Below are 20,419 nucleotides of genomic sequence, written 5' to 3' on the forward strand. Positions count from 1 at the left end.
TTCGTGCTGCTTGTGCGTCTCGTCCTGTGCGTGGTCGTCCGTCCGGGTGGTCAGCGGCGTTCCAGGAGCACTCCTGTCCAGGTGAATCCGGCTCCCGCGCCCAGCAGGAGGACCCGGTCGCCGGTGTCGAAGGTGTGGTGGTGTTCGAGGTGGTCGAGGCCGGCGATCTGGTCGCCGCTGCCGAGGTGGCCGACGGTGGCGCCGAAGTCCCACAGGGACCTGTCGGCGCCGCCGGGGAATTCGGGGAAGTAGTTCTCCTGGAGCAGGGGCAGGCCCAGGTTGGGGTAGACGACGTGGCGTGGTGCGGGGTCGGTGCCGTGGGGCAGGAGGACCTCGCGGATCTCGCGGACCGCTCGGCGGGTGGCTTCGCGCAGGCTGTCGGTGCCGTGGGCGGCGAGGTAGCGCTTCTTGGCGGCGCGCACGTCGTGTTCGGCGCCGAACAGGGCGCGGGTCTCGGGGGCCGGTTCGTCGAGGCGGTGCAGTCCTTCGAGTTCCGGGTCGCTGACGCTGTGGGTGGTCAGGACGCGCCAGCCGGGGGCCTGCCCGGTGGTGGGGGTGTCGGCGGTCAGGACGGCGGCGGCCGCTCCGTCGCCGTAGACGATGCCGTAGTCGGCGGTGAACCGGTCGAAGCCGGAGGCGGCGAAGCGGTCGGTGGCCACGATGAGGGCGGTGCGTCGGCCTTCGGCGGACAGGAGGTCGGCGGCGAGGTCCAGGACGAGGAGTTGGGCGTTGCAGCCCTGGGCGACGGTGAAGGGCAGGGCGCGGGTGGCGCCGAGTCGGGACTGGAGCCAGGAGGCCGGGGACCACAGGCGTTGGTGGCCGTGCCGGTGGATGGCGGTGACCGCGATGAGGTCGATGTCCTTCGGTTCGGTTCCGGCGGCGGCCAGGGCCCGTTCGGCGGCGACCAGGGCCATGTCGCCGGGGTAGAGGCTCTCCTCGGCGGCGATGGTGCGGTAGCCGGTGGCGCGGATGCGTTCGGCGTCGGCGTCGGGGTGGCGGGCGGCTTCGGCGGTCAGGTCGAGGCGCCGCTCGGGGAGGTAGCTGCCGGTGCCGGTGATGCTGATGCCGGCCGGGGGGCGGGGTGGGGCCGTGGTCATGCCGCCTCCTTCTCGGTTTCGGCGGTGGCGCCGGTGGCGCCGGTGGTGGTGTCCGGGTGGGCGCCGGCGGTGCGGGCGACGTGGCCGTCTGGGCGTACGAGGACGGCGGTGGTGCCGGTGGGGAGCCAGGCGCGCTGGGTCGGGGTGAGTTCGGCGGTGCGGGTGAGCGGGGGCAGGTGGGTGCGGTCGGGCTCGGCTCCGGGCAGGTGCAGCCAGGTGTGGTGGCCGGGTTCGGGGCGGTGGCCGGGGACGCGGGCGCCGGGGTGCAGTCGGTGGCGGGTGCGGGGCGGCAGCGCGGGCTGCCCGGTGGTGGCGTCCCCGGGCACGATGCCCTCGGCGGCGTCCTCGACCGGGACGGCGGCGGGCGCGGCGCCCTCGACGGCGGCGGCGGTGGGTGTGGTGTAGCGGAGGTAGAGCTGGCTCCAGGCTTCCGCGTATCCGGTCAGTGCCTCCTGTACGGAGCTTCGCGCCGGCGCGGTGGTGGCGTGGCGCATCGCGTCGAGGAGTGGGAGGACGCCGGTGGTGCGGGCGACCTCGGCGGCGGCGGCGCGGCGTTCGCGGTCGTAGTCGGCGAGGAGGGCGGTCCGGGCGTCGCCGCAGGGGGTGGCGAGGCGCCAGGCCAGGGCCCAGGCGTCGCCGAAGCCGGTGTTCATGGCCTGGCCGCCGGCGGGTGAGTTGAGGTGGGCGGCGTCTCCGGCCAGGACGGTCCGGCCGTAGGTGAAGCGCTCGGCGAGGCGTTCGTGGACCTGGTAGTGGGCGATGCGGTCGACGCGTTCGAAGCGCAGGGTGGGTCCGTGGCCCAGGGTGTCGACGCTCTCCTGGAAGTGCCGGGCGCTCAGTTCGCTGTCCCGGTCGAGCGATTCGGGCGAGACGGGTCCGGCGATGCGTACGGTGCCGTGCGGCAGCGGCAGCAGGGAGACGGCGCCCGCGGGGCCGATGTACATGGCGGAGGCGTCCGGGTCGGTGGGCAGGAGCGGGGCGCCTTCGGCGAGGAGGTAGGCCATGGGGTAGGTGATGCCGGGGAAGTCGATGCCCAGGGCGGTGCGGACCGCGCTGCTCGCGCCGTCGGCTCCCACGAGGTGGTGGGCGGTGATGGTGTGCGGGGTGCCGGTGCCGGTGTCGGTGTCGGTGTCGGTGACGGTCCGGGCGGTGACGCCGTGTTCGTCCTCCTGGTGGCCGGTGTAGCGCAGGCCGCGCAGGAGCCGGCCGCCGGTGGCGGTGAAGTGGTCGGCGAGGACCGCTTCGACCTCGGGCTGCGGGACGTTGACGTAGTAGGGGAAGGCGGTGTCGAGTCCGGTGAAGTCCACGGTGAACAGGGCTTCGTGGTGGGTGTGGAAGTCGATGCGGGTCCGGCGTACGCCTCTGTCCTCGACGGCGGTGCGCAGGCCCAGGGTGTCGAGGATCTCCAGTGCGGCGGCGTGCACCATGACCGCGCGGGTGCGGGGGTCGATGTCGTCGCGTCGGTCGATGACGGTGCAGTCGACGCCGTGGTGGCGCAGGAGGCAGCCCAGCATCAGTCCGGTCGGGCCGGCGCCGACGACCAGGACGTCGGTGGTGGGCCGGTCGTTCGCCCGGGCGCTCGGGGTGTTCCGGTTCATCGGTGCGTCGCCTTTCTGTGCGTTCGGGCGTGGCCGTCGCCGGGGGCCCCGGGGGTGGTGTGGCCCCCGGCGACGGTCGTTCGGTGCCGGCCGGGGTGGGTCAGTGCCGGGCGGCGGTGCGGCGGTTGCGGAGGAAGACGGCGACCAGCAGGGCGACGCCGATGAGGATCAGGCCGTTGACGAGGATGGCGAGGTTGATGCCGGACAGGGTGGCGGCCTTGACGGGTTCGCTCGAGAGGCTGCGGATCTGGGCGGTGGCGATGGCGCTCATGATCGGGATGCCGATGGTGATGCTGACCTGCTGGGTGAGGGTGGTGATGCCGGTGGCCAGGCCCTGCTGTTCGTTGGGCAGGCCCGAGGTGGCGGTGACCATGAAGCCGACGATGGCGGCGACGTGGGCGTAGCTGCTGAGGAAGGCCAGGCCCAGGACTCCGTAGAGCCAGCCGCGGGCGTCACCGGCGAAGAACAGGGTGCCGACGGTGATGCCCTGGACGAGGAGGCCGGCGACGAGGACGGCCCGGCTGCTGCCGAGGGCGCCGATCCAGCGGGGGGCGGTGACGCCGCCGAGGAAGGCGCCGACGCCGAGGACGCCGAAGGTCAGGCCGGTCGCGATGGCGGAGTAGCCGAGGACTTCCTGCAGGTAGAGGGTGAGCAGGAAGATCATGGCGGTGAAGCCGACGAAGGTGGCGGCGCCGCCGATGTTGCCCCAGGTGACGCTGCGGCGGCCGAGGATGCGCAGGGGTGCCAGCGGCTCGCTCGCGTTGAGCTCCACGAAGCCGAAGACGACCAGGAGGGCGACGCCGACGGCGAGGGAGATCAAGGTGGTGGGGTCGCCCCAGCCGTACTGGCCCGCGGCGGAGATGCCGTACACCAGGGCGATGAGGCCGGCGCTGACGGACACGGCGCCGGGGATGTCGAGCTTGCCGCCCGAGGAGCGGGAGCCGGCCTTGATCAGCATGGGGGTGACGACGATCAGCAGGATGCCGATGGGGATGTTGATGAAGAAGCCCCAGCGCCAGCTCAGGGTGTCGGTGAGCAGGCCGCCCAGGATGGCGCCGCAGGTGAAGCCGGCGGAGAGCATGGCGCCGTTGAGGCCCAGTGCGCGGTCGCGCAGGGGTCCTTCGGGGAAGGAGGTGATGAGCAGGGCGAGGCCGGCGGGGGTGACCATGGCGGTCGCGAGGCCTTGTGCCACTCGGGCGGCGAGCAGGGGGCCGGCGTCGTCGACGAGGCCGCCGGCCAGGGAGGAGAGGGTGAGCAGGACGAGGCCGGCGAGGAAGACCTTGCGGGCTCCGATCAGGTCGGCGATCCGGCCGAAGAGCAGGCTGAACCCGGCGGCGCTGAGCGCGAAGGCGGTGGCGATCCACTGCAGGTTCTCGGTGGCGAAGTCGAGCTCGCGGCCGATGACCGGGACCGCCACGTTCATGATGGAGAAGTCCACCGCCAGGGTGAACTGCGCGCCGAGGAGCAGGAGCAGGATGAGCGTCTGGCGCTTCGTCATCTTCTCCGACGCGGGGGCCGCCGGGCCGGGCGACTGATCTGCCCGAGTCTCCTCGGGGCTGTTGACCGTTGACATGAGAGACCTTTCAACTTCCTGCCGGTTGGGGTGCTTCGAGCATCCGCGCGGTGTGGGGGGCTAGCCAGTACCCGCTGTTTCATAGGGCTGCGGTGGGTACCACTGGCTGGGTCTGTCTCATGTGGCCCGGCCGTGAATACGTTTCGGGGCATGACGAAATCCACACTCTCCGTAGTCGAAGACTTCTTCGGTCGGCTCGGTGCAGGCGAGGCCGACCGGGCGCTCGAACTGCTCGCGGAGCCCCTCGACTGGTTCACTCCCGGTGACACCGCGCTGATCCCGTGGATGGGGCGGCGTACCACCCGCGGCGAGGTCGCAGACTTCTTCGAGCAGGCGGGTGCGAACCTCACGCCGGAGGAGTTCGCGATCGAGCGGATCCTGGCGGAGGACGGGACCGCGGTGGCGCTGGGGCGCTTCCGTTACCGGGTGAACGCCACCGGTCGGTCGTTCGCCTCGCGGTTCGCGGTCGAACTGCACGTCAGCGACGGGTTGATCACCCGCTACCACATGCACGAGGACAGCTACGCCATCTCCTTGGCCTTCCTCTGAGCCGTCCGGCCCACTTCGATCCGGCTTCGGACGGCGAGCGCGAAAGAGGCTTCGATGACCATCCGGTACCCCACTGAAGAAGACGCCGGCGCGGATGCCGGCGCGGATGCCGCGCGTCGGGACGCCTACGACGTCCTCGTCGTAGGTGCCGGCCCGACCGGCCTGACCGCGGCCTGTGAGCTGCTGCGTCGGGGGGTCCGCGTCAGAATCGTGGACGCGGCCCCCGGCCCCAGTGTCCACTCCAAGGCGATGTTGGTGTGGCCGCGCACCCTGGACGTCCTGGAGGACCTCGGGCTCTCCGGGGGTGTGGACCAGGTCGCGGTCAAGTTGCGGCAGATGACCTACTACTCGGAGAAGAAGCCGGTCACCCGGATGCGGATGGCCGACGACATGGCTCCCTACTGTCTGCCGCAGCGGCTGACCGAGGAGGTGTTGACCGAGGGTCTGCGCCGGCTCGGCGGCGGTGTCGAGCGCGGTGTGCGGCTGATGTCGTTGCAGGACGTGGACTTCGGCGGGGCGATACGTGAGGGCCGGCCGGTCACCGCGGTGTTGGAGCACGCCGGTGGGAGCGTCGAGCGGTTCACCGTGCCGTGGGTGATCGGCGCGGACGGTGCGACGAGCGCGGTGCGCCGCCAGCTCGGTATCGCCTACGAGGGCGCCACGTACGAGAACCGCTTCCTGATCACGGACGCGAAGGTGGCCGGCGATCCGCTGGAGAGCGACGAGATCCACTACTACCAGTCGCGGATGGGTGTCCTGGCCATCGTGCCGCAGCCGTTCGGGCTGTTCCGGTTCTTCACCAACGCTCCCGCGGACATGGCGGACGGGACGCTGGCGGACATGCAGCGGCTGGTCGACCTGCGCGGGCCGGGCGGGTTGCGGTTGACCGACCCGGACTGGGTGACCACCTTCCGGGTGCATCGGCGTCGGGCCGCCTCCTTCCAGCTGGGCCGGGTCTTCCTGGCCGGTGACGCCGCCCACGCGCACAGTCCGATGGGTGGGCAGGGTCTGAACACCGGGATCCAGGACGCGCAGAACATCGCGTGGAAGCTGGCGTCGGTGGTGCGCGGCGAGGCGCGGACCGCGTTGTTGGAGAGTTACACGCCCGAGCGGGCGGCGGTGGCGGACGCCGTCGTGCGGGACACCGATCTGCAGACCCGGGCCGCGATGTGGACCCGGGGCAGTCAGGTCACCCTGCGGGACACGGCGATGCGGGCCCTGGACCGTACGGGGGTCCTGGACCGTTTCTACGTTCCGGTGGCCGCGGGCCGGCGCTGGGTCTACGGCCCGGTGGCGGACGGGTCGAGGCGTTCCAGGCCGGTGCACTGGTGCTCGGCGCGGGCGGGTCTGCGCCGGCATGCCCGGGAGGGTGCGGCGCTGCCGCGGCAGTTGGCGGTGGCGCTGGGGGTGGCCGGGCCGGCCGCCGATCCGGTCCGGCTGCACCTGGTGGTGCTGCCGGGCGAGAAGGACCCGGACCGTGGTCTGGCGGACGCGGTCCGCCGGCTGGCCGGGCCGTGGGCCGGGCAGGTGCGGGTGGTGGACACCGCCGCTCTGCCCGGGCGTGGGCCGGCGGTGTCGGCCGCCCGCGCGCTGCACTGCCGGCACGCCGGTTTCCATCTGGTGCGGCCGGACGGACACATCGTCCTGCACGGGCACCGCGAGGAGTTGCGCGAGCTGTACGACACCCTCGACCGCCTTCTGGTCCCCGGGGCGGGCACCGCTCCCGGGGCCGTCCTTTCACCGATCGACGAACTCCCGCTGGAGGAAGAAGACATGTACCAGAGCTCCGGTTCCGTTCCCTTCGCCCACACCGTCGGCTCCGGCCCGCACAAGGTGATCGTGCTGCACTCCCTGTTCGGCGGGCACCAGTCGTTCTCGCCGTTGTGGCCGTACCTGGACGGGTCGCGCTTCACTTACGCGTTCATGGACGCCCGGGGGTTCGGGCGCAGCCTGGACGTGGCCGGTACGTACACGACCGACGAGATCGCCTCGGACGTGCTGACGTTGGCCGACAGCATGGGGTGGCAGGAGTTCTCGCTGATCGGGCATTCGCTCGGTGGGCAGCCGATCCAGCAGGTGTTGCTCAAGGCCCCGCAGCGGGTGAGGCGGATCGTGGGGCTGAGCCCGGTGCCGGCGGGCGGCATGCCGATTCCGGACTCCGACTTCCCGTTGTTCGCGGAGGCCGCGCACAAGGTGGAGAACCGTCGCATCGTCATCGACATGACGACCGGGAACCGGTTGTCCCCGCACTGGGTGACCTCGTTCGCGGAGTCCTCGATGAAGGAGGTCGGGCCGGTCGCCTTCCGCAGCTACCTGGATTCCTTCCGTACCACCGACTTCGCCGACCGGATCAGCGGTGCGCAGGTGCCGGCGTTGGTGGTGGTCGGTGAGAACGACCCGGCGGTGACGGCGGAGTCGATGCAGGAGACGTGGATGAAGCACTACCCGAACGGGCGGTTGGCGGTGGTGGGCAACGCCGGTCACTACCCGATGGTGGAGACGCCGGTGGCGCTGGCCACCCTGCTGGAGGAGTTCCTCTCCCAATAGTCCTGGCTGCCCCGGCCCCGTCCCCCGCGGGTGGGGCGCCGAGGAGGCGAAGGCGGATGTCCGGTGACTCTCCTGTCGGTTGCCCGGGCGTCCGCCTTCCGTCTTTGTCCGGGGCCGGTCGCCGGCCGGCGCGTGCCGGCCGGTGACCGGCCGGAGGTGGCTGGAGGTGGGAGGACGGATGCCGAAGGTGACGGCGGCGCCGGTGCCCGTGCGCGGGTCCGGGTCGGGGCTGGTGGCGGTGGTGGCGGGGCACGAGCTGACCGCGTTCGTCGGTGCGGCCCTGGAGTCGGCGGGTGCCCGCCCGGTCGACGCGGACCTGACGGCCGAGGTGTTGGTGGCCGCCGATCTGGCGGGGGTGGCCCGGCACGGTGTGGTGCGGCTGCTCCCTTACGTGCAGGGGCTGTTGGGCGGGACGATCAACGGCGCCGCCCGGCCCGAGATCGTGCGCCGGTACGGGGACGTGACGGTGATCGACGCGCATCACGGGTTGGGGCAGCCCGCGTTGGCGTTCGCCGTGGACCGGGCGGTGGAGCAGGCTCGGGTACGGGGTGCGTGCGCGGTGTCGGTGCAGCATTCACGCCATGTCGGCATCACGGCCTGGTACGCGGGTCGGGCGGCGCGCGGGGGTGCCTTCGGTGTCATCACCACGCGTGCGGCGGGGTCCGCGGGGGGTGCGGGGGCGTGGTGGGAGGGGGCGGTAACAAGCCAGTTCTTGATGTGTGTGGACCGGACCGGCGTGAACGCCGCACGGCGTGCGCCATCGGTTGCGCGGGTCGGTGAGGGGGCGGTGCGGCCGCGGTTGACGCTGCCGGTTCCGGTTCTGGAGGAGCTCGGTCGGATCGCGGCTCTGGTCAAGGTGACGCCGGTACGGGCGCTGGACCGGCGTCGGCCGACCCGTTCCGAAGACCCTTGAGTAAACACTCAGGACTTATTTTATTTACCGATCCCGCCGGAGAACACGACGGAAGGCAGGTGGTACACACCCGAACCAAAAATCGTACACACCTCAACAATCGAGGTGGATTTACACGGTAAGCGACCAGTAACGACGACGTCGGCGGCCCGTCGGGGAATACGGCGGCACTTGGCTGAATTGTCGTCGGTGTTCTCCCCCAGGGGGACTCGCCGGTCCTGCCCTGCTCGCCAAATCGCCTTGTGGCATGGGATCTTGGCCCCCGGTCTCGCGGAGTGACGGATGTCACGGTCCGGAATTCGCTGTTCCGGGTTTCCTTTGTAAGGAGGCCCGTGGCGTGAATCCGACCGGCCGCGGACGGGCACTTCCCCACGTTCCCATCGGCTAGTATTCGGCGGATGTTTCAGCGCAGTGCGCGGGCAGCGAAAGGCGAAAAGAGAATGCAGCGGGCGGCGGGAGTTCGAGATTCTGATCTTGGAAAGTTCCTTCAGGTACGGCGCAGCCTGCTGACGCCGGACGACATCGGCCTGTCCGGCGACGGCAAGAGACGCCGGGTGCGGGGGCTGCGCAGGGAGGAGGTCGCCCATATCGCCCAGGTCAGCGTCAACTACTACACGCGCCTGGAGCAGGGGCAGAACCGCAGCGCCTCTCCCGAGGTCCTGGACGCCATCGCCAACGCGTTACGCCTGAACGCGGGCGAGCGGGCGCACCTGCACAACCTGTCCCGCGCCGCCGAGCTCGCGCGCCCGGCCAAGGCCGCCGAGGAGGTACGGCCCGCGGTGGCCCGGATGATCTCCGCCTACCTGCAGGGGCCGGCGGTCGTGCTGGGCCGGCAGATGGACATCCTCGCCTGGAACGCCCTCGCCCGGACCATGTTCTCCGGTCACATCGACATCGAGGAGCTCCTGGCCCGGGACGCGCCGCCGAACCTGGCCGAGTTGGTCTTCCTCCACCCCGGCGCCCGCGCCCTCTACCCGCGCTGGAACGACGAGGCGGTCGAGATGGCGGGCTACCTGAGGATGATGGCCGGCCGATTCCCGGGCGACCCGGAACTGGTCGAGCTGATCGAGCGTCTCCTGCTGGCGAGCCCGGAGTTCACCGAGATCTGGTCGGGGCACGTGGTGTGGGACAAGACGTTCGGTACGCGCCATCTCCACCATCCGGCCGTCGGGGAGCTGACCCTCTCCTTCGAGAGTCTGCGCCTGCCCGATTCCCCCGACCAGTGCATCGTGCTGTACCACGCGGAGCCCGCCTCCCTTGAGGAAGAGGCGCTGCGCGTCCTGTTGGAAGGCCGCGGCGGCGGCTGACCGTCCGCGCCGCGCAGGCGCCGGCGCCGGTGCGGAGACAGTCGAGAATCCGTCAATACCCGCTGAGGATGACCAGCAGGGGCAGGCGAGGGGATCAACGCCTCGCCGAGACTGGACCCATGGACTCCTTCGCCGACCTCAGCCAGTTCCTGCGCTCCCACCGCCTCCGCACGACCCCTGAGCAGAGGGGGGTCTCCACGGGCGCGGGGGCGCGGACCGCGCCCTGCCTGCTGCCCGCCGAACTGGCCCGGGCGGCGGGGCTCGACGCCGACCGTTACACCGACATCGAGGACGGCCGGTCCGGCCGTGTGCCCCTGTCCGTCCTCGACGCGCTGGCATCGGCGCTGCGATTGGACACCGACGACCGGGCCGAACTGTTCCGGCTCGGGGCCTCCCCCGGAACCTCCCGGCTGCGGGGGCTCGGCCACCTCACCCGCGCGGTCCCCATGCTGCCGGTCATCGCCTTCAACCACCGCTACGACATCACCGGATGGAACCTGCCGGGGCAGGCACTGCTCGCCTGGGAGCTGGACTGGCCCGTGGACCACGTACGGCCCAACCTCGCCCGGATGCTCTTCCTCGACCGGGCGACACGGGCCCTGTACGGGCACGGGCAGCGCCAGGTCGCCGGGCTCGTGGGGGCGCTGCGGCGGGCCACCGAGCAGCATCCGGACGAGGAGCTGACCGCCATGGTGGTCGAACTGGCCGCAACCAGCCGGGAGTTCGCGCAGCTCTGGTTCCGGCCGGCCGAGGAGCGCAGGGACGAGGAGGACTGCGGCGTCCTGGTCCGCTTCGAGCATCCCGCGGTGGGCCCCATGGAGCTGTCCCGGGTGGTGCTGGAGGAGGGGGCGCAGAACGGGGAGTGGGCCGTGGTGTTCAGCCCGGAACCCGGTTCCGCGTCCGCCGCCGCGCTGGACGGCCTCCTGGCCCGTGTCTCCGGCAGGTCCGGCTGACCCGCCGCGACGACCGCCGGGTAGCGGTGGCGGAAGGGCCTGCGCCGCGCCGCCACCGGTACCCGACGGCCGTCGCTCGGGACTGCCGCCGGGGGTTGTCGCTCGGCGGCCCTCGTCGCGCACGCGCGCGGGCGGGCGCGGGCGGGCGCGGGCGGGCGGGCGCGGGGGTCCGGCCCGCTCAGGTGGGCGGCCCCGGCAGTCCCGGGTAGGCGCGGTCCGCGCGCGGGGGCACGGCGAAGGTGGCCCGGCTGCGGACGTCCATGAACGCGTTGATGCCGTTGTTGCGTCGCACACCGATCCCACCGTGGTGGGTGGAGGCGTCGGCCGCGTTCATCATGGCCCGGGTGGCGTGGAAGTCCTCCATGGTGCGCTGCAGGGACACGAAGTGGGTCCCTGGCACCCCGTGGTCCATCGTCGCGAAGTCCCGGCGGTTGATCCGCGGCCGGCCGGCGAGGCGGGCCCGCCCGGTCGCCTGGGCGTGGCCGACCCGCCCGTGGGCGGCGGCCACCGCCGCCAGCTCCGTACGGTCGCTCTCCGCGTCCTCGACCAGCGCGTGCGCCTCCTTCGCGGTCGTGCGGGGCGAGTACATCAGGGCGGCCCGCTCGTCCTCGTGCTGCTCGTACCAGCTGTCGGTGTCCAGGACGATGTAGCTGACGTGCATGGTCGTGCCGCCGGCCAGCGGCCCCTCGGTGATCGACACCTCCTCCTCGGTGGCCTGGTTGCGGCGCAGTCCCGAGTGGAAGCCCAGCAGCAGCGGGGCGTCCGCGGGGACGCCGGCCTGCGGCCGCCGCTCGGCCGGCAGGCCCTCCCCCACGAAGCCGCTGCGCGTCTCGCGCAGCGCCAGGCGCCGACGCTGGTCCAGCGGTCCGGGCCCGAAGAGCGAGGCGGCCGCGCCCGTCACCGTCTCCTGCCGGTCGGAGGCCAGGTGCAGGCAGGCGTCGTACTCCTCCAGCACCGGGTTCTCCCAGCGGGCCATCGGGACGGGCCGCCCCACCGGGGAACGCAGCGGCGTGTGCCGCTCGAACCAGCCCGGGCCCCAGCCCACGCACATCAGGATGCCGTCGGGCCCGTGCCCGTACCGTGCCTCCAGGGCGGCGAGCGCGGCCTCCAGGTGTTCGGCGTCCTCCCGTACCGGGGAGCCCACCACGTCGAGCATCAGCAGCCGGTGGTGGCGGGGCGGCAGGGCACGGCCGGCCTCGTCGGACCGGAAGGTGTCCTCCCAGGCGTGCTGGGCGGCGGGGCGTAAGGGCATCACAGCTCCTCCTGCGGGTCGTCGCGGCGCAGGGCCGCGAACGCCGCGGCCCAGTCGGCCACGGGTGCGCCGGGTTCGTTGAACAGGCTGAAGGTCGTGCACCGGCCGGCGGGTTCCTCGATGGCCGCGACGATCGCGGTGGCCATGTCGGAACGTGCCACCATGCCGTCGCCGTACGGGTGTTGACTGAGAGTCAGGGCGTGGCTGCCGGGCGGGTCGTCGGTCATCCAGGTGGGGCGCACGACGGTGTACGGCAGGCCGCTGGTGCGCACCATCCGTTCGGCGGCGACCCGTGCGGGCAGCAGCGTGTCGTCGATCCGGTTGAGGGGGTGGGCCGGTCCGTGGCCCACGGCGAAGGAGCTGAACAGGACGAAGTGCGCGCCGGGTCGGTGGCGTCGGACCTGTTCCAGCACCACCCGGGTGGCCCGTTCGGTGTGGACCCGGGGCTCGCCCCGCCGGGGCACGAGGACGACGGCGTCGGCGCCCTGCAACACGGTTGCGGCGTCGGTCAGTTCGCCGAGGTCGCCGGGTCGGGTCGGGTCGCCGAGGTCGCCGACGTAGCGGACCGTGTGGCCGCGGTCGGTGGCCGTCCGGGCGATGATCCTTCCGCTGCCGGCCCGGTAGGGGGAGCCGACGACGACGATTTGTGCCATGCCCTCACGCCCCGTCGTGGACGAGGAGGGTGGCCTTGCCGGCGATCCGGCGTTCGCGCAGCGCCGTCATCACCTCGGGGAGCCGCTCCCAGGCGTCCTGGTGGCCCAGGACCGGTCGCAGCCGGCCGAGGTCGATCAGGCGGACGAGCAGTTCCAGGTCCTCGCCGACGGGCTCGCCGGACCCGAACACCCAGAAGGGGTGCAGGGTCTGGCGTGCGTGGGGGACGAAGGAGGAGATGCTGAGGCTGGCGGTGCGGCCCGAGGAGGTACCGAGCACCACGATGTGACCGAAGGTCGACAGCCGCCCGAGGGCCGAGACCAGTACCTCCCCGCCCACGGATTCCAGGATCACGTCGAAATCGCCCTCGGCATCGGCGAGGGAGGTGACGACGTGGTGCGCGCCCAGTGCCTTCAGGTCGAGGTCGCGGTGGGTGCCGGTCAACGCGGTCACCTCGGCGCCCTCGATGGCGGCCAGTTGCACGGCGAAGGAGCCGACGCCGCCGCTCGCGCCGGTGATCAGGACGCGGCGGCCCAGCAGCGGGCCGCCGCGGCGCAGGGCGCGCAGGGCGGTCAGTCCGGCGACGCCGAGGGTGGCCGCCTCGGTGAAGGCCACCGCGTCGGGGAGGACGGCGAGCCGGTCGACGGGGACGGCCGCGTACCGGGCCCAGCCGCCGAAGTCGTTCATCGCCGCGATCCGGGTACCGGCGGCGGGTCCGCTGCCGTCGGCCGCGGCCCGTACGACGGTCCCGGCCAGGTCCTGCCCGGGCCGCCAGCCCTCGGCGCGGCGCCGGAACAGGTTCAGTTCGCCGCGGTTGACGGAGAACGCCGCGACGCTCACCAGCGCCTCGTGCGGGGCCGGTTCGGGCAGGGCGACGCTGCGCAGGTCGGGTCCGTCGGGGGTGCCGATCCAGGCGCGCATCCGCTGCGGGAGGATCGGCGCGCCGGGGTGCGCGGAGGCGGGAGAGGTACGGGAAGAGGTCATGCGTCGACCGTAGGCAGGGCGTCGGTCGGGAGGGAAAGACCAGCTCTGTCTCGGTTCATAACTCCCGGGTATGAATGGGGTGGCGCCCCTACGATGACGGGGTGACGATGCCCGAGGCGAGACTGCTGCGCTACTTCCTGGCCGTGGCCGAGGAGGGCAGCTTCACCCGGGCGGCGGCCCGACTGCACATCGCGCAACCGGCGTTGAGCACACAGATCCGCCGGCTGGAGAGCCGGCTGGGCGTGCTGCTGCTGCACCGCACCACGCGTGTCGTGCGCCTCACCGAGGCCGGGCAGGCGGTGTACCAGCGCGGGGCGGGTGCGCTCGCCGCGCTGGAGGACGTGTGGGAGGCGGCCCGTCGGGCGGGGCGGGGCGAACTGGGCCGACTGCGCCTGGTGTACAGCACCAGTACGGGGTACGGGACCGTCCCGAGCCTGGTGGAGGCGTTGCGGGTGCGGCTGCCGGACGTCCAGGTCGCCGCCGAGGTGCTGCGGACCCCCGACATCGCGCACGCGGTGCTCGACGGGCGGGCGGACGCCGGGATCGCGCGTTCGCCGGAGGTGGTGGCGGGGGTCCGGCTGCTGCTGGTGCGGACCGAACCGCGCGGGGTGCTGTTGGCGGCCGCCCATCCGCTGGCCGGGCGGCGCGAGCTCGCCCTGGCGGAGGTCGCGGCGTTCCCGCTGGTGCTGCACGAGCGGCAGGCCAACCCCGGCCACTACGACGAGGTGCTGGCGGTCTTCCGGGGGGCGGGTCTGGTACCGCGGCTGACGGAGCGTCCGATGGCCTTCGATCCCACGCAGAGCGTGTTGCGGGACGCCCGCACGGTGGGTCTGGTCGCCGCCTCGTCCGGCGACCAGCTGCCGGGGTGGCTGCGTTGGGTCCCGCTCGCTCCCGGGACCCGGCCGCTCACCACCCACCTGGTGCTCCCGCGGACCTCGCCGTCGCCGATCGTCACGCACTTCACGAACGCCGCGCTGGACGCGGCCCGGGAGGCGGGATGGCTGGACGCCGGGTCCGCGACGGCGGGGCGTCCGGGCGGGTGAGCGGGGCCGGGGCTGGGGGCGGGGCCGTGGCTGGGGCCGTAGCCGGGTCGGGGCTAGGGCCGGGGGCCGTGGCTGCGGCCGGGGCTGGGGCTGGGGCTAGGGCCGGGGGCCTGCGGGTGAGCGTGGCCGGGGCCGTAGCCGGCGGGTGAGGACGGCCGGGCGGCCGCGCCGACGGAGGGTGCCCTCGCGGTGCTCCGGTGCGCGGTGCGCGGTGTGCCGGTCCCCGCACGGGATCAGGCCGTCGAGGACGGTACGGCTGTCGTCGCCCGCGCACGCCGCGCACGCCGTGCACGCCGCGGCCACCGCGGGCATCGGCCGGCGGTGGCCGTCTCGGTCGGAGCGCCGTCGCCCGGGCACACGGCCCCGGACCCCGGATCATCGGGACTGCTCCCCCGGCTCGCCGCCGGAATCCCCACCCTGCCGGCCTCCCGAACCGTCACCGGGGTTCGGTCCCGTGCCCCCGCCCTGCTCCTGGCCCGGCGCCTTCCCAGGGCGGTCGCCGGGGCCGGATCCCGAGTCCTGATCCGGCGCCTTCCCGGGACCCTGGCCCTGGCCTTGCCCCTGACCCTGACCCTGGCCCCGGCCCGTGTCCGACCCGTTCCCGGATGTCGTTCCGGGGATGTTGCCGGCGCCCTTGTCCGGGGCCTTGCCCGACTCCTGGCCGGACTCCGGCACCCTCCCGGGAGCCGTGTCCGGAGCCCGGCCGGTGTCCTTGCCCGTGTCGTGACCGGGAGCCTTCCCGGGGTCCTGGCCGGACTCCGGCACCCTCCCGGGAGCCGTGTCCGGGGCCTGGCCACGCTCCTTGCCCGTACCCGTCCCGGGCGCCTTGCCCGACTCCTGACCGGGCTCCTGACCCGACTCCTGACCCGACTCCTTGCCGGGCTCCTTGCCGGGCTCCTTGCCGGGAACATGCCCTGACTTCTCACCCGACTCCTTCCCCGGCTCCTTGCCGGGGTCCTGGCCCGGCTCCTGGCCGGTGTCCTGGCCCGGCTCCTTCCCGGACTCCTTCCCCGGGTCCTTGCCGGGGTCCTTGCCGGACTCCTTACCCGGGTCCTTGGCCGGGTCTTGGCCGGGCTCCTTCTCCGGCTGCTTACCCGGCTCCTTCCCCGGGTCCTTGCCGGACTCCTTCCCCGAGTCCTTGCCGGACTCCTTCCCCGAGTCCTTGCCGGGCTCCTTGCCTGGGTCCTGGCCCGGCTCCTGGCCCGGCTCCTTGCCTGGGTCCTGGCCCGGTTCCTTGCCCGCGTCTTGGCCGGGCTCCTTCTCCGGCTGCTTACCGGGCTCCTTGGCCGGGTCCTTGCCCGGCTCCTTGCCGGGGTCCTGGCCCGCGTCTTGGCCGGGCTCCTTCTCCGGCTGCTTACCCGGCTCCTTGCCGGGGTCCTTCCCCGGGTCCTTGCCGGGGTCCTTCCCCGGGTCCTTGCCGGGCTCCTGGCCGGGGTCCTGGCCCGGTTCCTTGCCCGGGTCCTTGCCGGGCTCCTGGCCCGGTTCCTTGCCCGCGTCTTGGCCGGGCTCCTTCTCCGGCTGCTTACCGGGCTCCTTGCCGGACTCCTTCTCCGGGTCCTTGCCCGGCTGCTTACCGGGCTCCTTCCCCGGGTCCTTCCCCGGGTCCTTCCCCGGGTCCTTGGCCGGGTCCTTGGCCGGGTCCTTGGCCGGGGTTTCCTCGGGGGGCTTGTCCGGGTCCTGGGCGTGCTGCTTGTCGGGCTTCCGGCCCGGGTCCGTGTCGGCGTCCCGGCCCGGTGTCCGCTTCGAGCCCTCGTCCGGGTCCTGGCCCGGCTTCCGGCCCGAGGGCGGGGCCGGTTCCGGGGCGTCGTCCGGGGGCCGGACCGAGCCCTGGTGGGCCGCCGGCAGGACCGGGTAGGCGGAGCCGGGGGTCTGGCCCTTCGGGGCCGGGACCGCACGGTCGGGCCTGCCCTGCGCCGCTCCGCCGGGCCGCTCGTACCAGCCCTTGCCGTCCTGGTCGAAGACCGTGACGGTCTTCACCGGCTTCATGGCGGGCTTGACCGCGACGAGGCCGGAGGACCGGAACGAGGACCACTTCGCGCCGCTGTACGCCTGCCTGCCCCGCACCGCGACGGGCGGGTCCAACGGGTTGCCGCAGGCGCAGCGGACCCGGGGCACGCCCTGGGCGTCGACCAGCACGGAGGTGCCGGCCTGCAGGACCGCCTGATAGCTGGTGGGTGCGCCGTCGCGGTATCCGTGGTTGGTGACCCTGGTGTCCCAACCCAGCCGGACGGGTGTCAGCGACCGCAGGTACGAGGCGATCTCGGACTGCCGGACATCCAGCGAGGCGGCGAACGCGCTGCCCTTGTCCGGGTGCTGCGTGAGGAACCGGATCTGCTTCTCGACGTCACAGCTCGCGACGTTCCGTGTTCCGCCGTACAGCCCCGGATAGCCGCCGTCGACCTCGAGTGTGCGTGTTCCGTCCTTCGTGTTCCCGTCCGCGTCCATGGGCATGGCGTTGGCGACGCTCGCGGCCTGGGTGGCCGTCGAGGGGGTGAACGGGTCGGGTCCGGCCTCCGGGGCGGACTGGAGGAAGACCTCGCCGCCCGCCGCGGTGTTCCCGCCCAGCGCGGTGAAGCTGAGTACCACCGCCGAGACCACGGCCACCGCCGTGCTCACGCTCAGCAGGACCTTGCGCGAGCGCCGTCCGCGGGGCCGGCCGGAGCCGCCTTCCGGGGGCGTCGGGGACCCGCCGGAAGAGGCCGGAAGGGGCCCCGAGGGGGGTCCTGAGGGGGGCGGGGGGCCTGGTGGGGGCGGCGGGGGTGGGGGCGGTGGCTCCGGATGGGCGCCCCGCCCGGACAGGGGGCCGGGCGGGGGGCCGCTGGGATGCTCGGAGGAGGGAGGCAGGGAATTCACGACGCTCGCCCCCCGGCGCGGGGCGGTGTGTGGACCGTGGTGACTCGCATGCGCTCACTCCTTCCGAACCGTCGACGCCTTCGCGTCCCGCGGGTGGGACCCGGACGTCCGGGGAACACCCGGCGGGATGCGTCCACGACGCGTGCGTCCGTCTCCCGAGTAGGCCCCGCTCCCCCGCCCCACGTCATGCCGCGACCTTTCGGGACTTGACAAACCCCCTGCTCGGACCGGGGGTGTCCGTCTGCCGGTCGTCGTCGGCCCGGGTTCCTCGACGCCGCGAGCGGTCCGGCGCAGGCCCTCGGCCCCGGCGCCCGGCCCTCGACCCTCGACCCTCGACCCGGGTACGGATTCCGCGCGGACCGTCCGCCGAGGTCCGGGGTCCGGGGTCGGCGGCGACGCCGACCCACGCAGGTGGGGCGGGCGTCGCGCCCACAAGGGTGGGGTCGTCCGGTCCGGGCGAGGGATCGTCCAGGAGGGCGGGGACCGGGAGCGGCCGTCATCCGGCGGGGCAGGGTGGGTGGAGGTCGACCGCCGTGAAGTGTCGGGTCCACCGGGCTCCGGTGATCCGGGGGTACGCGCCGGCGCAGACGCGGGTGGCGACCCGGTGCGGGTCGGTGTCCCGCAGCCGGATCGTGAAGTCGTCGCCGCCGGTGGCCAGGACGGTGCCGTCCGGGACGGCCGGGACCGCGGCCACGAGTCGCTCCCCCGCGCAGCCCGGAGCTGGTGCCGACGCCCACCGTCGCCGAGCTGCCGGTGTCCCTGGGCACCTACGGCCGGGGCGCGGAGCAGGCGGACGGGCCGGGCCGGCTGGAGCACCCCACCGCTCGCCGTTCACCGCCGCCTTCGACGTCGCCGGCATGCCCGTGATGTCGGTGCCGCTCGCCTGCGAACCGGCCACCGGGCTCTGCCGACGGGCCCCGGCGGGGGCGTCGCGTGGTGGCGCCCGGTGGCGCCCGGGCGTGACGGCGGTGCGTCACCGGGTCGTTGTGCTCCGGCCGGCGCATCGGGCCGCCCTCGCCGAGGCGGCCGCGTACGGCGAGGCGGTCCTGATGGCCGTACGGCGGACAGCGCGCCGCGGACGGTACCCTCCCCCGCCCTGGCGCCGGGTGCGGCCGCGGTGCGGTCCCGTCGCGTGCCGTGGTCAGCTGCCGTGGCGGTGCGGGCTGCGGCCGAGGGGAAGGAGGTACTGGAGCGACTGGTCCGGGTCGTGGAGTCCGAGCAGTTCGTGGGCCAGGTCGTCGTGGAAGCCGCCCAGCGTGGTCCCGCCCAGGCCCAGGGCCGACGCCGTGAGCAGCAGGGTCTGGGCCAGGTGGCCGGTCTCCAGCAGGGCCAGGCGCAGGGCGCGCAGTCCGTAGCGGCGGCGCAGCAGGCCGAGGTCGGCGTAGAGGGCCAGGAGTACCGGTGCCTGTGCGATGCCGATCCAGTCGGGGTCGGTGGAGGGGCGCGAGAGGTAGGTCGACAGGGCGGTGATGTCCGCCGGGGGCGCCACCGGGCCGATGCGGCGCAGGGTGCGGCGTTCGGGGACGCAGTCGTAGGTGCCGGCGGGGAGCCCGGCCACGTCGAGGACGAGGAGGCGCACGCGTGCCGTGTGGAGGGCGCCCGCGCTGGGGTAGGGGCGGTGGGCCAGGGTACGGGTCGTGCCGTCGGCGAGGTGTTGTTCGCTGCGGCCGCTTTCGGCGAGGGAGTGCCACAGCAGGGCGCCGAGCGTGCCGGTGTCGAGGGGGCCGGTGAGGGCGCCGCGCAGCGAGGAGCGTGCGGCGAGGACGGCGGCCAGGGGCACGTCGGGCAACGGGTCGGCGGGGAGCGGGATTTCGGCGGGGCCGGCCGGGTCGGGCGCCGGGTCCGGGTCGGACGCCGGGGCCGGGGCCAGGGCCGGGTCGGACGCCGGGGCCGGGGCCAGGGCCGGGTCGGACGCCGGGGCCGGGGCCAGGGCCGGGTCGGACGCCGGGGCCGGGGCCAGGGCCGGGTCGGACGCCGGGGCCGGGGCCAGGGCCGGGTCGGACGCCGGGGCCGGGGCCAGGGCCGGGTCGGACGCCGGGGCCGGGGCCAGGGCCGGGTGCGGGTGCGGGTTCGGCAGGGGGTGTGGTGCCGAGTCCTCGCCGCGGCCGATCTGGAACTTGCTGCGCTCCAGGTACTGCAGGTCGGGGGCGGCGGGGCCGGGCGGGAAGAAGCCCGCCGGTCCGTCCGTCTCCAGCAGGGTGCGTGCGGCCAGCCGGCACACGGCCCGTTCCTCGTCGGGGCTCACTCCCAGCCGGTTGAACAGCATGTGCAGTTGGGAGCCCCAGATCCCGGCCCGGGTCCGCTCGCCGGGGCCGTCCGGCGCCGCGTCGGCCTCGCGGACCCGTTCGGCCCAGTACGCGAGCCAGGGCGCCGCGGTGCCGGCCTGCAGGCGCTCGCGCAGGTCCGCGGCGCGCCCGGCGAGGGTCGTGCGTTGCGCGGCGTGGACGGTGTTGACCCGGGTGTGGACGGCGGCGGCGGGCAGCAGCGGCACCTCGGTGACCCAGCGCCAGCCGGCCGCGTGTGCGCGGAGCCAGCGTGCGGCGGCGAGCGGGTCCATGCCGAGCGCGTACGCCGTGGTGTGCGCCAGGTCCGCGGCCGCTGTGAGGCGGGATGCGGCCGTGTTCGTGGCGGGCAGGGCCCGCAGTACGTCGAGGGCGGTGCGGGTGGAGTCGGCGAAGAGCGCCTCGGCGACGGGCAGGGCTCGCGGTCCGCCGTAGCGCCGGGTCTCGGGTACGTAGGGCACGGCGCGGATCTCGGCGTGCCGGGAGGGCCAGGGGCCGGGGACGGCGGGCACCTGGCGGGCCCGCCGGGCCAGCAGGTCCGGGAGGTCCGGGAGCCGGGTGAGGTCCGCGGCGGTCGCGGTGGTGCGGACGCGGATGCGTAGGTGGGGGCCGTCCTGTCCGTAGCGGATGAAGAACCAGTCGGCGGCTTCGCCGGCGGTCACGAGCCGGTCGAGGAGGGGGGCCGCGTCACGGGTCAGGAAGCGGTCGGTGTCCTCGGTGGTGGAGTGCAGGAAGAGGTGGTGGCTCTGCCAGATGCCGGCGGCGGTCGTGCCGGCGGCGGTGTGGTTGTCGGTCGTCGTCACGTCGTCCGGTCCTC

At 73.8% G+C, this 20,419-nt stretch carries 15 protein-coding genes; 6 read left to right on the forward strand and 9 right to left on the reverse strand.

Annotation, left to right across the window (positions count from 1 at the left end; translation table 11 throughout):
* Window positions 1-50: 50 nt before the first annotated feature.
* From BCL76_RS35665 to BCL76_RS35675, 3 genes are all read right to left on the reverse strand, one after another.
* A complete protein-coding gene (locus BCL76_RS35665; RefSeq protein WP_109783523.1) occupies window positions 51-1,097 on the reverse strand; it encodes a ketoacyl-ACP synthase III family protein in 1,047 nt (348 codons plus the stop codon).
* Window positions 1,094-2,695: an FAD-dependent oxidoreductase gene (locus BCL76_RS35670; RefSeq protein ID WP_109783524.1), complete on the reverse strand. Its 1,602-nt coding sequence runs from the start codon at window positions 2,693-2,695 to the stop codon at window positions 1,094-1,096. Before BCL76_RS35670 ends, BCL76_RS35665 begins: the two co-directional genes overlap by 4 nt.
* A gap of 100 nt (window positions 2,696-2,795) precedes the next feature.
* On the reverse strand, window positions 2,796-4,193 hold the full coding sequence (locus BCL76_RS35675) for an MFS transporter (RefSeq protein WP_109783525.1): 1,398 nt from the start codon (window positions 4,191-4,193) through the stop codon (window positions 2,796-2,798).
* A gap of 225 nt (window positions 4,194-4,418) precedes the next feature.
* On the opposite strand from BCL76_RS35675, the gene BCL76_RS35680 reads away from it, so the two are divergent.
* The 5 genes from BCL76_RS35680 to BCL76_RS35705 all read left to right on the forward strand — a co-directional run bounded on the left by BCL76_RS35680 (window position 4,419) and on the right by BCL76_RS35705 (window position 10,537).
* A complete protein-coding gene (locus BCL76_RS35680; protein ID WP_109783526.1) occupies window positions 4,419-4,817 on the forward strand; it encodes a nuclear transport factor 2 family protein in 399 nt (132 codons plus the stop codon).
* Between the two features lie 54 nt (window positions 4,818-4,871).
* Window positions 4,872-7,364, forward strand: a complete 2,493-nt coding sequence (locus tag BCL76_RS39445; protein WP_219934014.1) for an alpha/beta fold hydrolase — start codon at window positions 4,872-4,874, stop codon at window positions 7,362-7,364.
* Window positions 7,365-7,542: 178 nt separating this feature from the next.
* On the forward strand, window positions 7,543-8,277 hold the full coding sequence (locus BCL76_RS35695) for an Ldh family oxidoreductase (protein ID WP_109783527.1): 735 nt from the start codon (window positions 7,543-7,545) through the stop codon (window positions 8,275-8,277).
* Between the two features lie 440 nt (window positions 8,278-8,717).
* Window positions 8,718-9,584 carry a helix-turn-helix domain-containing protein gene (locus BCL76_RS35700; RefSeq protein WP_109783528.1) on the forward strand — a complete coding sequence of 289 codons (867 nt, stop codon included), beginning with the start codon at window positions 8,718-8,720 and terminating at the stop codon, window positions 9,582-9,584.
* 119 nt (window positions 9,585-9,703) lie between these two features.
* Window positions 9,704-10,537 (forward strand): helix-turn-helix transcriptional regulator, encoded by an 834-nt coding sequence (locus BCL76_RS35705; protein ID WP_181382872.1) that lies wholly within the window; start codon window positions 9,704-9,706, stop codon window positions 10,535-10,537.
* A gap of 178 nt (window positions 10,538-10,715) precedes the next feature.
* Here the strand turns inward: BCL76_RS35705 and BCL76_RS39305 are convergent, their stop codons facing one another.
* The 3 genes from BCL76_RS39305 to BCL76_RS35720 are packed head-to-tail and all read right to left on the reverse strand — an operon-like array spanning window position 10,716 to window position 13,424.
* Window positions 10,716-11,789, reverse strand: coding sequence for a DUF7405 family protein (locus BCL76_RS39305; RefSeq protein ID WP_109783530.1), 1,074 nt, complete (start codon window positions 11,787-11,789; stop codon window positions 10,716-10,718).
* The gene (locus tag BCL76_RS35715; protein WP_109783531.1) at window positions 11,789-12,442 is read right to left on the reverse strand and encodes an NAD(P)-binding oxidoreductase; all 654 of its coding nucleotides are present in this window, start codon (window positions 12,440-12,442) and stop codon (window positions 11,789-11,791) included. The genes BCL76_RS39305 and BCL76_RS35715 overlap by 1 nt, the downstream gene beginning before the upstream one ends.
* Window positions 12,443-12,446: 4 nt before the next feature.
* Window positions 12,447-13,424 (reverse strand): zinc-binding dehydrogenase, encoded by a 978-nt coding sequence (locus BCL76_RS35720; protein WP_258310115.1) that lies wholly within the window; start codon window positions 13,422-13,424, stop codon window positions 12,447-12,449.
* Between the two features lie 107 nt (window positions 13,425-13,531).
* Here BCL76_RS35720 and BCL76_RS35725 point away from each other — a divergent pair, with 107 nt between their 5' ends.
* Window positions 13,532-14,467 (forward strand): LysR family transcriptional regulator, encoded by a 936-nt coding sequence (locus BCL76_RS35725; protein WP_258310117.1) that lies wholly within the window; start codon window positions 13,532-13,534, stop codon window positions 14,465-14,467.
* A 375-nt stretch (window positions 14,468-14,842) separates the two neighbouring features.
* On the opposite strand, the gene BCL76_RS35735 is transcribed toward BCL76_RS35725, so the two are convergent.
* The 3 genes from BCL76_RS35735 to BCL76_RS35750 all read right to left on the reverse strand — a co-directional run bounded on the left by BCL76_RS35735 (window position 14,843) and on the right by BCL76_RS35750 (window position 20,405).
* Window positions 14,843-17,083: a DUF6777 domain-containing protein gene (locus tag BCL76_RS35735; protein WP_146228499.1), complete on the reverse strand. Its 2,241-nt coding sequence runs from the start codon at window positions 17,081-17,083 to the stop codon at window positions 14,843-14,845.
* 733 nt (window positions 17,084-17,816) lie between these two features.
* Complete coding sequence (locus BCL76_RS35745) at window positions 17,817-18,014, reverse strand: hypothetical protein (protein ID WP_109783534.1); 198 nt, start codon at window positions 18,012-18,014, stop codon at window positions 17,817-17,819.
* Between the two features lie 447 nt (window positions 18,015-18,461).
* A complete protein-coding gene (locus BCL76_RS35750) occupies window positions 18,462-20,405 on the reverse strand; it encodes a thiopeptide-type bacteriocin biosynthesis protein (RefSeq protein WP_258310116.1) in 1,944 nt (647 codons plus the stop codon).
* Window positions 20,406-20,419 lie beyond the last annotated feature (14 nt).

The organism is Streptomyces sp. CG 926, assembly GCF_003148825.1.
GTDB lineage: Bacteria > Actinomycetota > Actinomycetes > Streptomycetales > Streptomycetaceae > Streptomyces.

What these genes read in the sequence shown, in the direction of transcription:
- BCL76_RS35665 (WP_109783523.1), bottom strand. Translation starts at nt 1,097, where the DNA reads ATGACCACGGCCCCACCCCGCCCCCCGGCCGGCATCAGCATCACCGGC.
- BCL76_RS35670 (WP_109783524.1), bottom strand. Translation starts at nt 2,695, where the DNA reads ATGAACCGGAACACCCCGAGCGCCCGGGCGAACGACCGGCCCACCACC.
- BCL76_RS35675 (WP_109783525.1), bottom strand. Translation starts at nt 4,193, where the DNA reads ATGACGAAGCGCCAGACGCTCATCCTGCTCCTGCTCCTCGGCGCGCAG.
- BCL76_RS35680 (WP_109783526.1), top strand. Translation starts at nt 4,419, where the DNA reads ATGACGAAATCCACACTCTCCGTAGTCGAAGACTTCTTCGGTCGGCTC.
- BCL76_RS39445 (WP_219934014.1), top strand. Translation starts at nt 4,872, where the DNA reads ATGACCATCCGGTACCCCACTGAAGAAGACGCCGGCGCGGATGCCGGC.
- BCL76_RS35695 (WP_109783527.1), top strand. Translation starts at nt 7,543, where the DNA reads ATGCCGAAGGTGACGGCGGCGCCGGTGCCCGTGCGCGGGTCCGGGTCG.
- BCL76_RS35700 (WP_109783528.1), top strand. Translation starts at nt 8,718, where the DNA reads ATGCAGCGGGCGGCGGGAGTTCGAGATTCTGATCTTGGAAAGTTCCTT.
- BCL76_RS35705 (WP_181382872.1), top strand. Translation starts at nt 9,704, where the DNA reads ATGGACTCCTTCGCCGACCTCAGCCAGTTCCTGCGCTCCCACCGCCTC.
- BCL76_RS39305 (WP_109783530.1), bottom strand. Translation starts at nt 11,789, where the DNA reads ATGCCCTTACGCCCCGCCGCCCAGCACGCCTGGGAGGACACCTTCCGG.
- BCL76_RS35715 (WP_109783531.1), bottom strand. Translation starts at nt 12,442, where the DNA reads ATGGCACAAATCGTCGTCGTCGGCTCCCCCTACCGGGCCGGCAGCGGA.
- BCL76_RS35720 (WP_258310115.1), bottom strand. Translation starts at nt 13,424, where the DNA reads ATGACCTCTTCCCGTACCTCTCCCGCCTCCGCGCACCCCGGCGCGCCG.
- BCL76_RS35725 (WP_258310117.1), top strand. Translation starts at nt 13,532, where the DNA reads ATGCCCGAGGCGAGACTGCTGCGCTACTTCCTGGCCGTGGCCGAGGAG.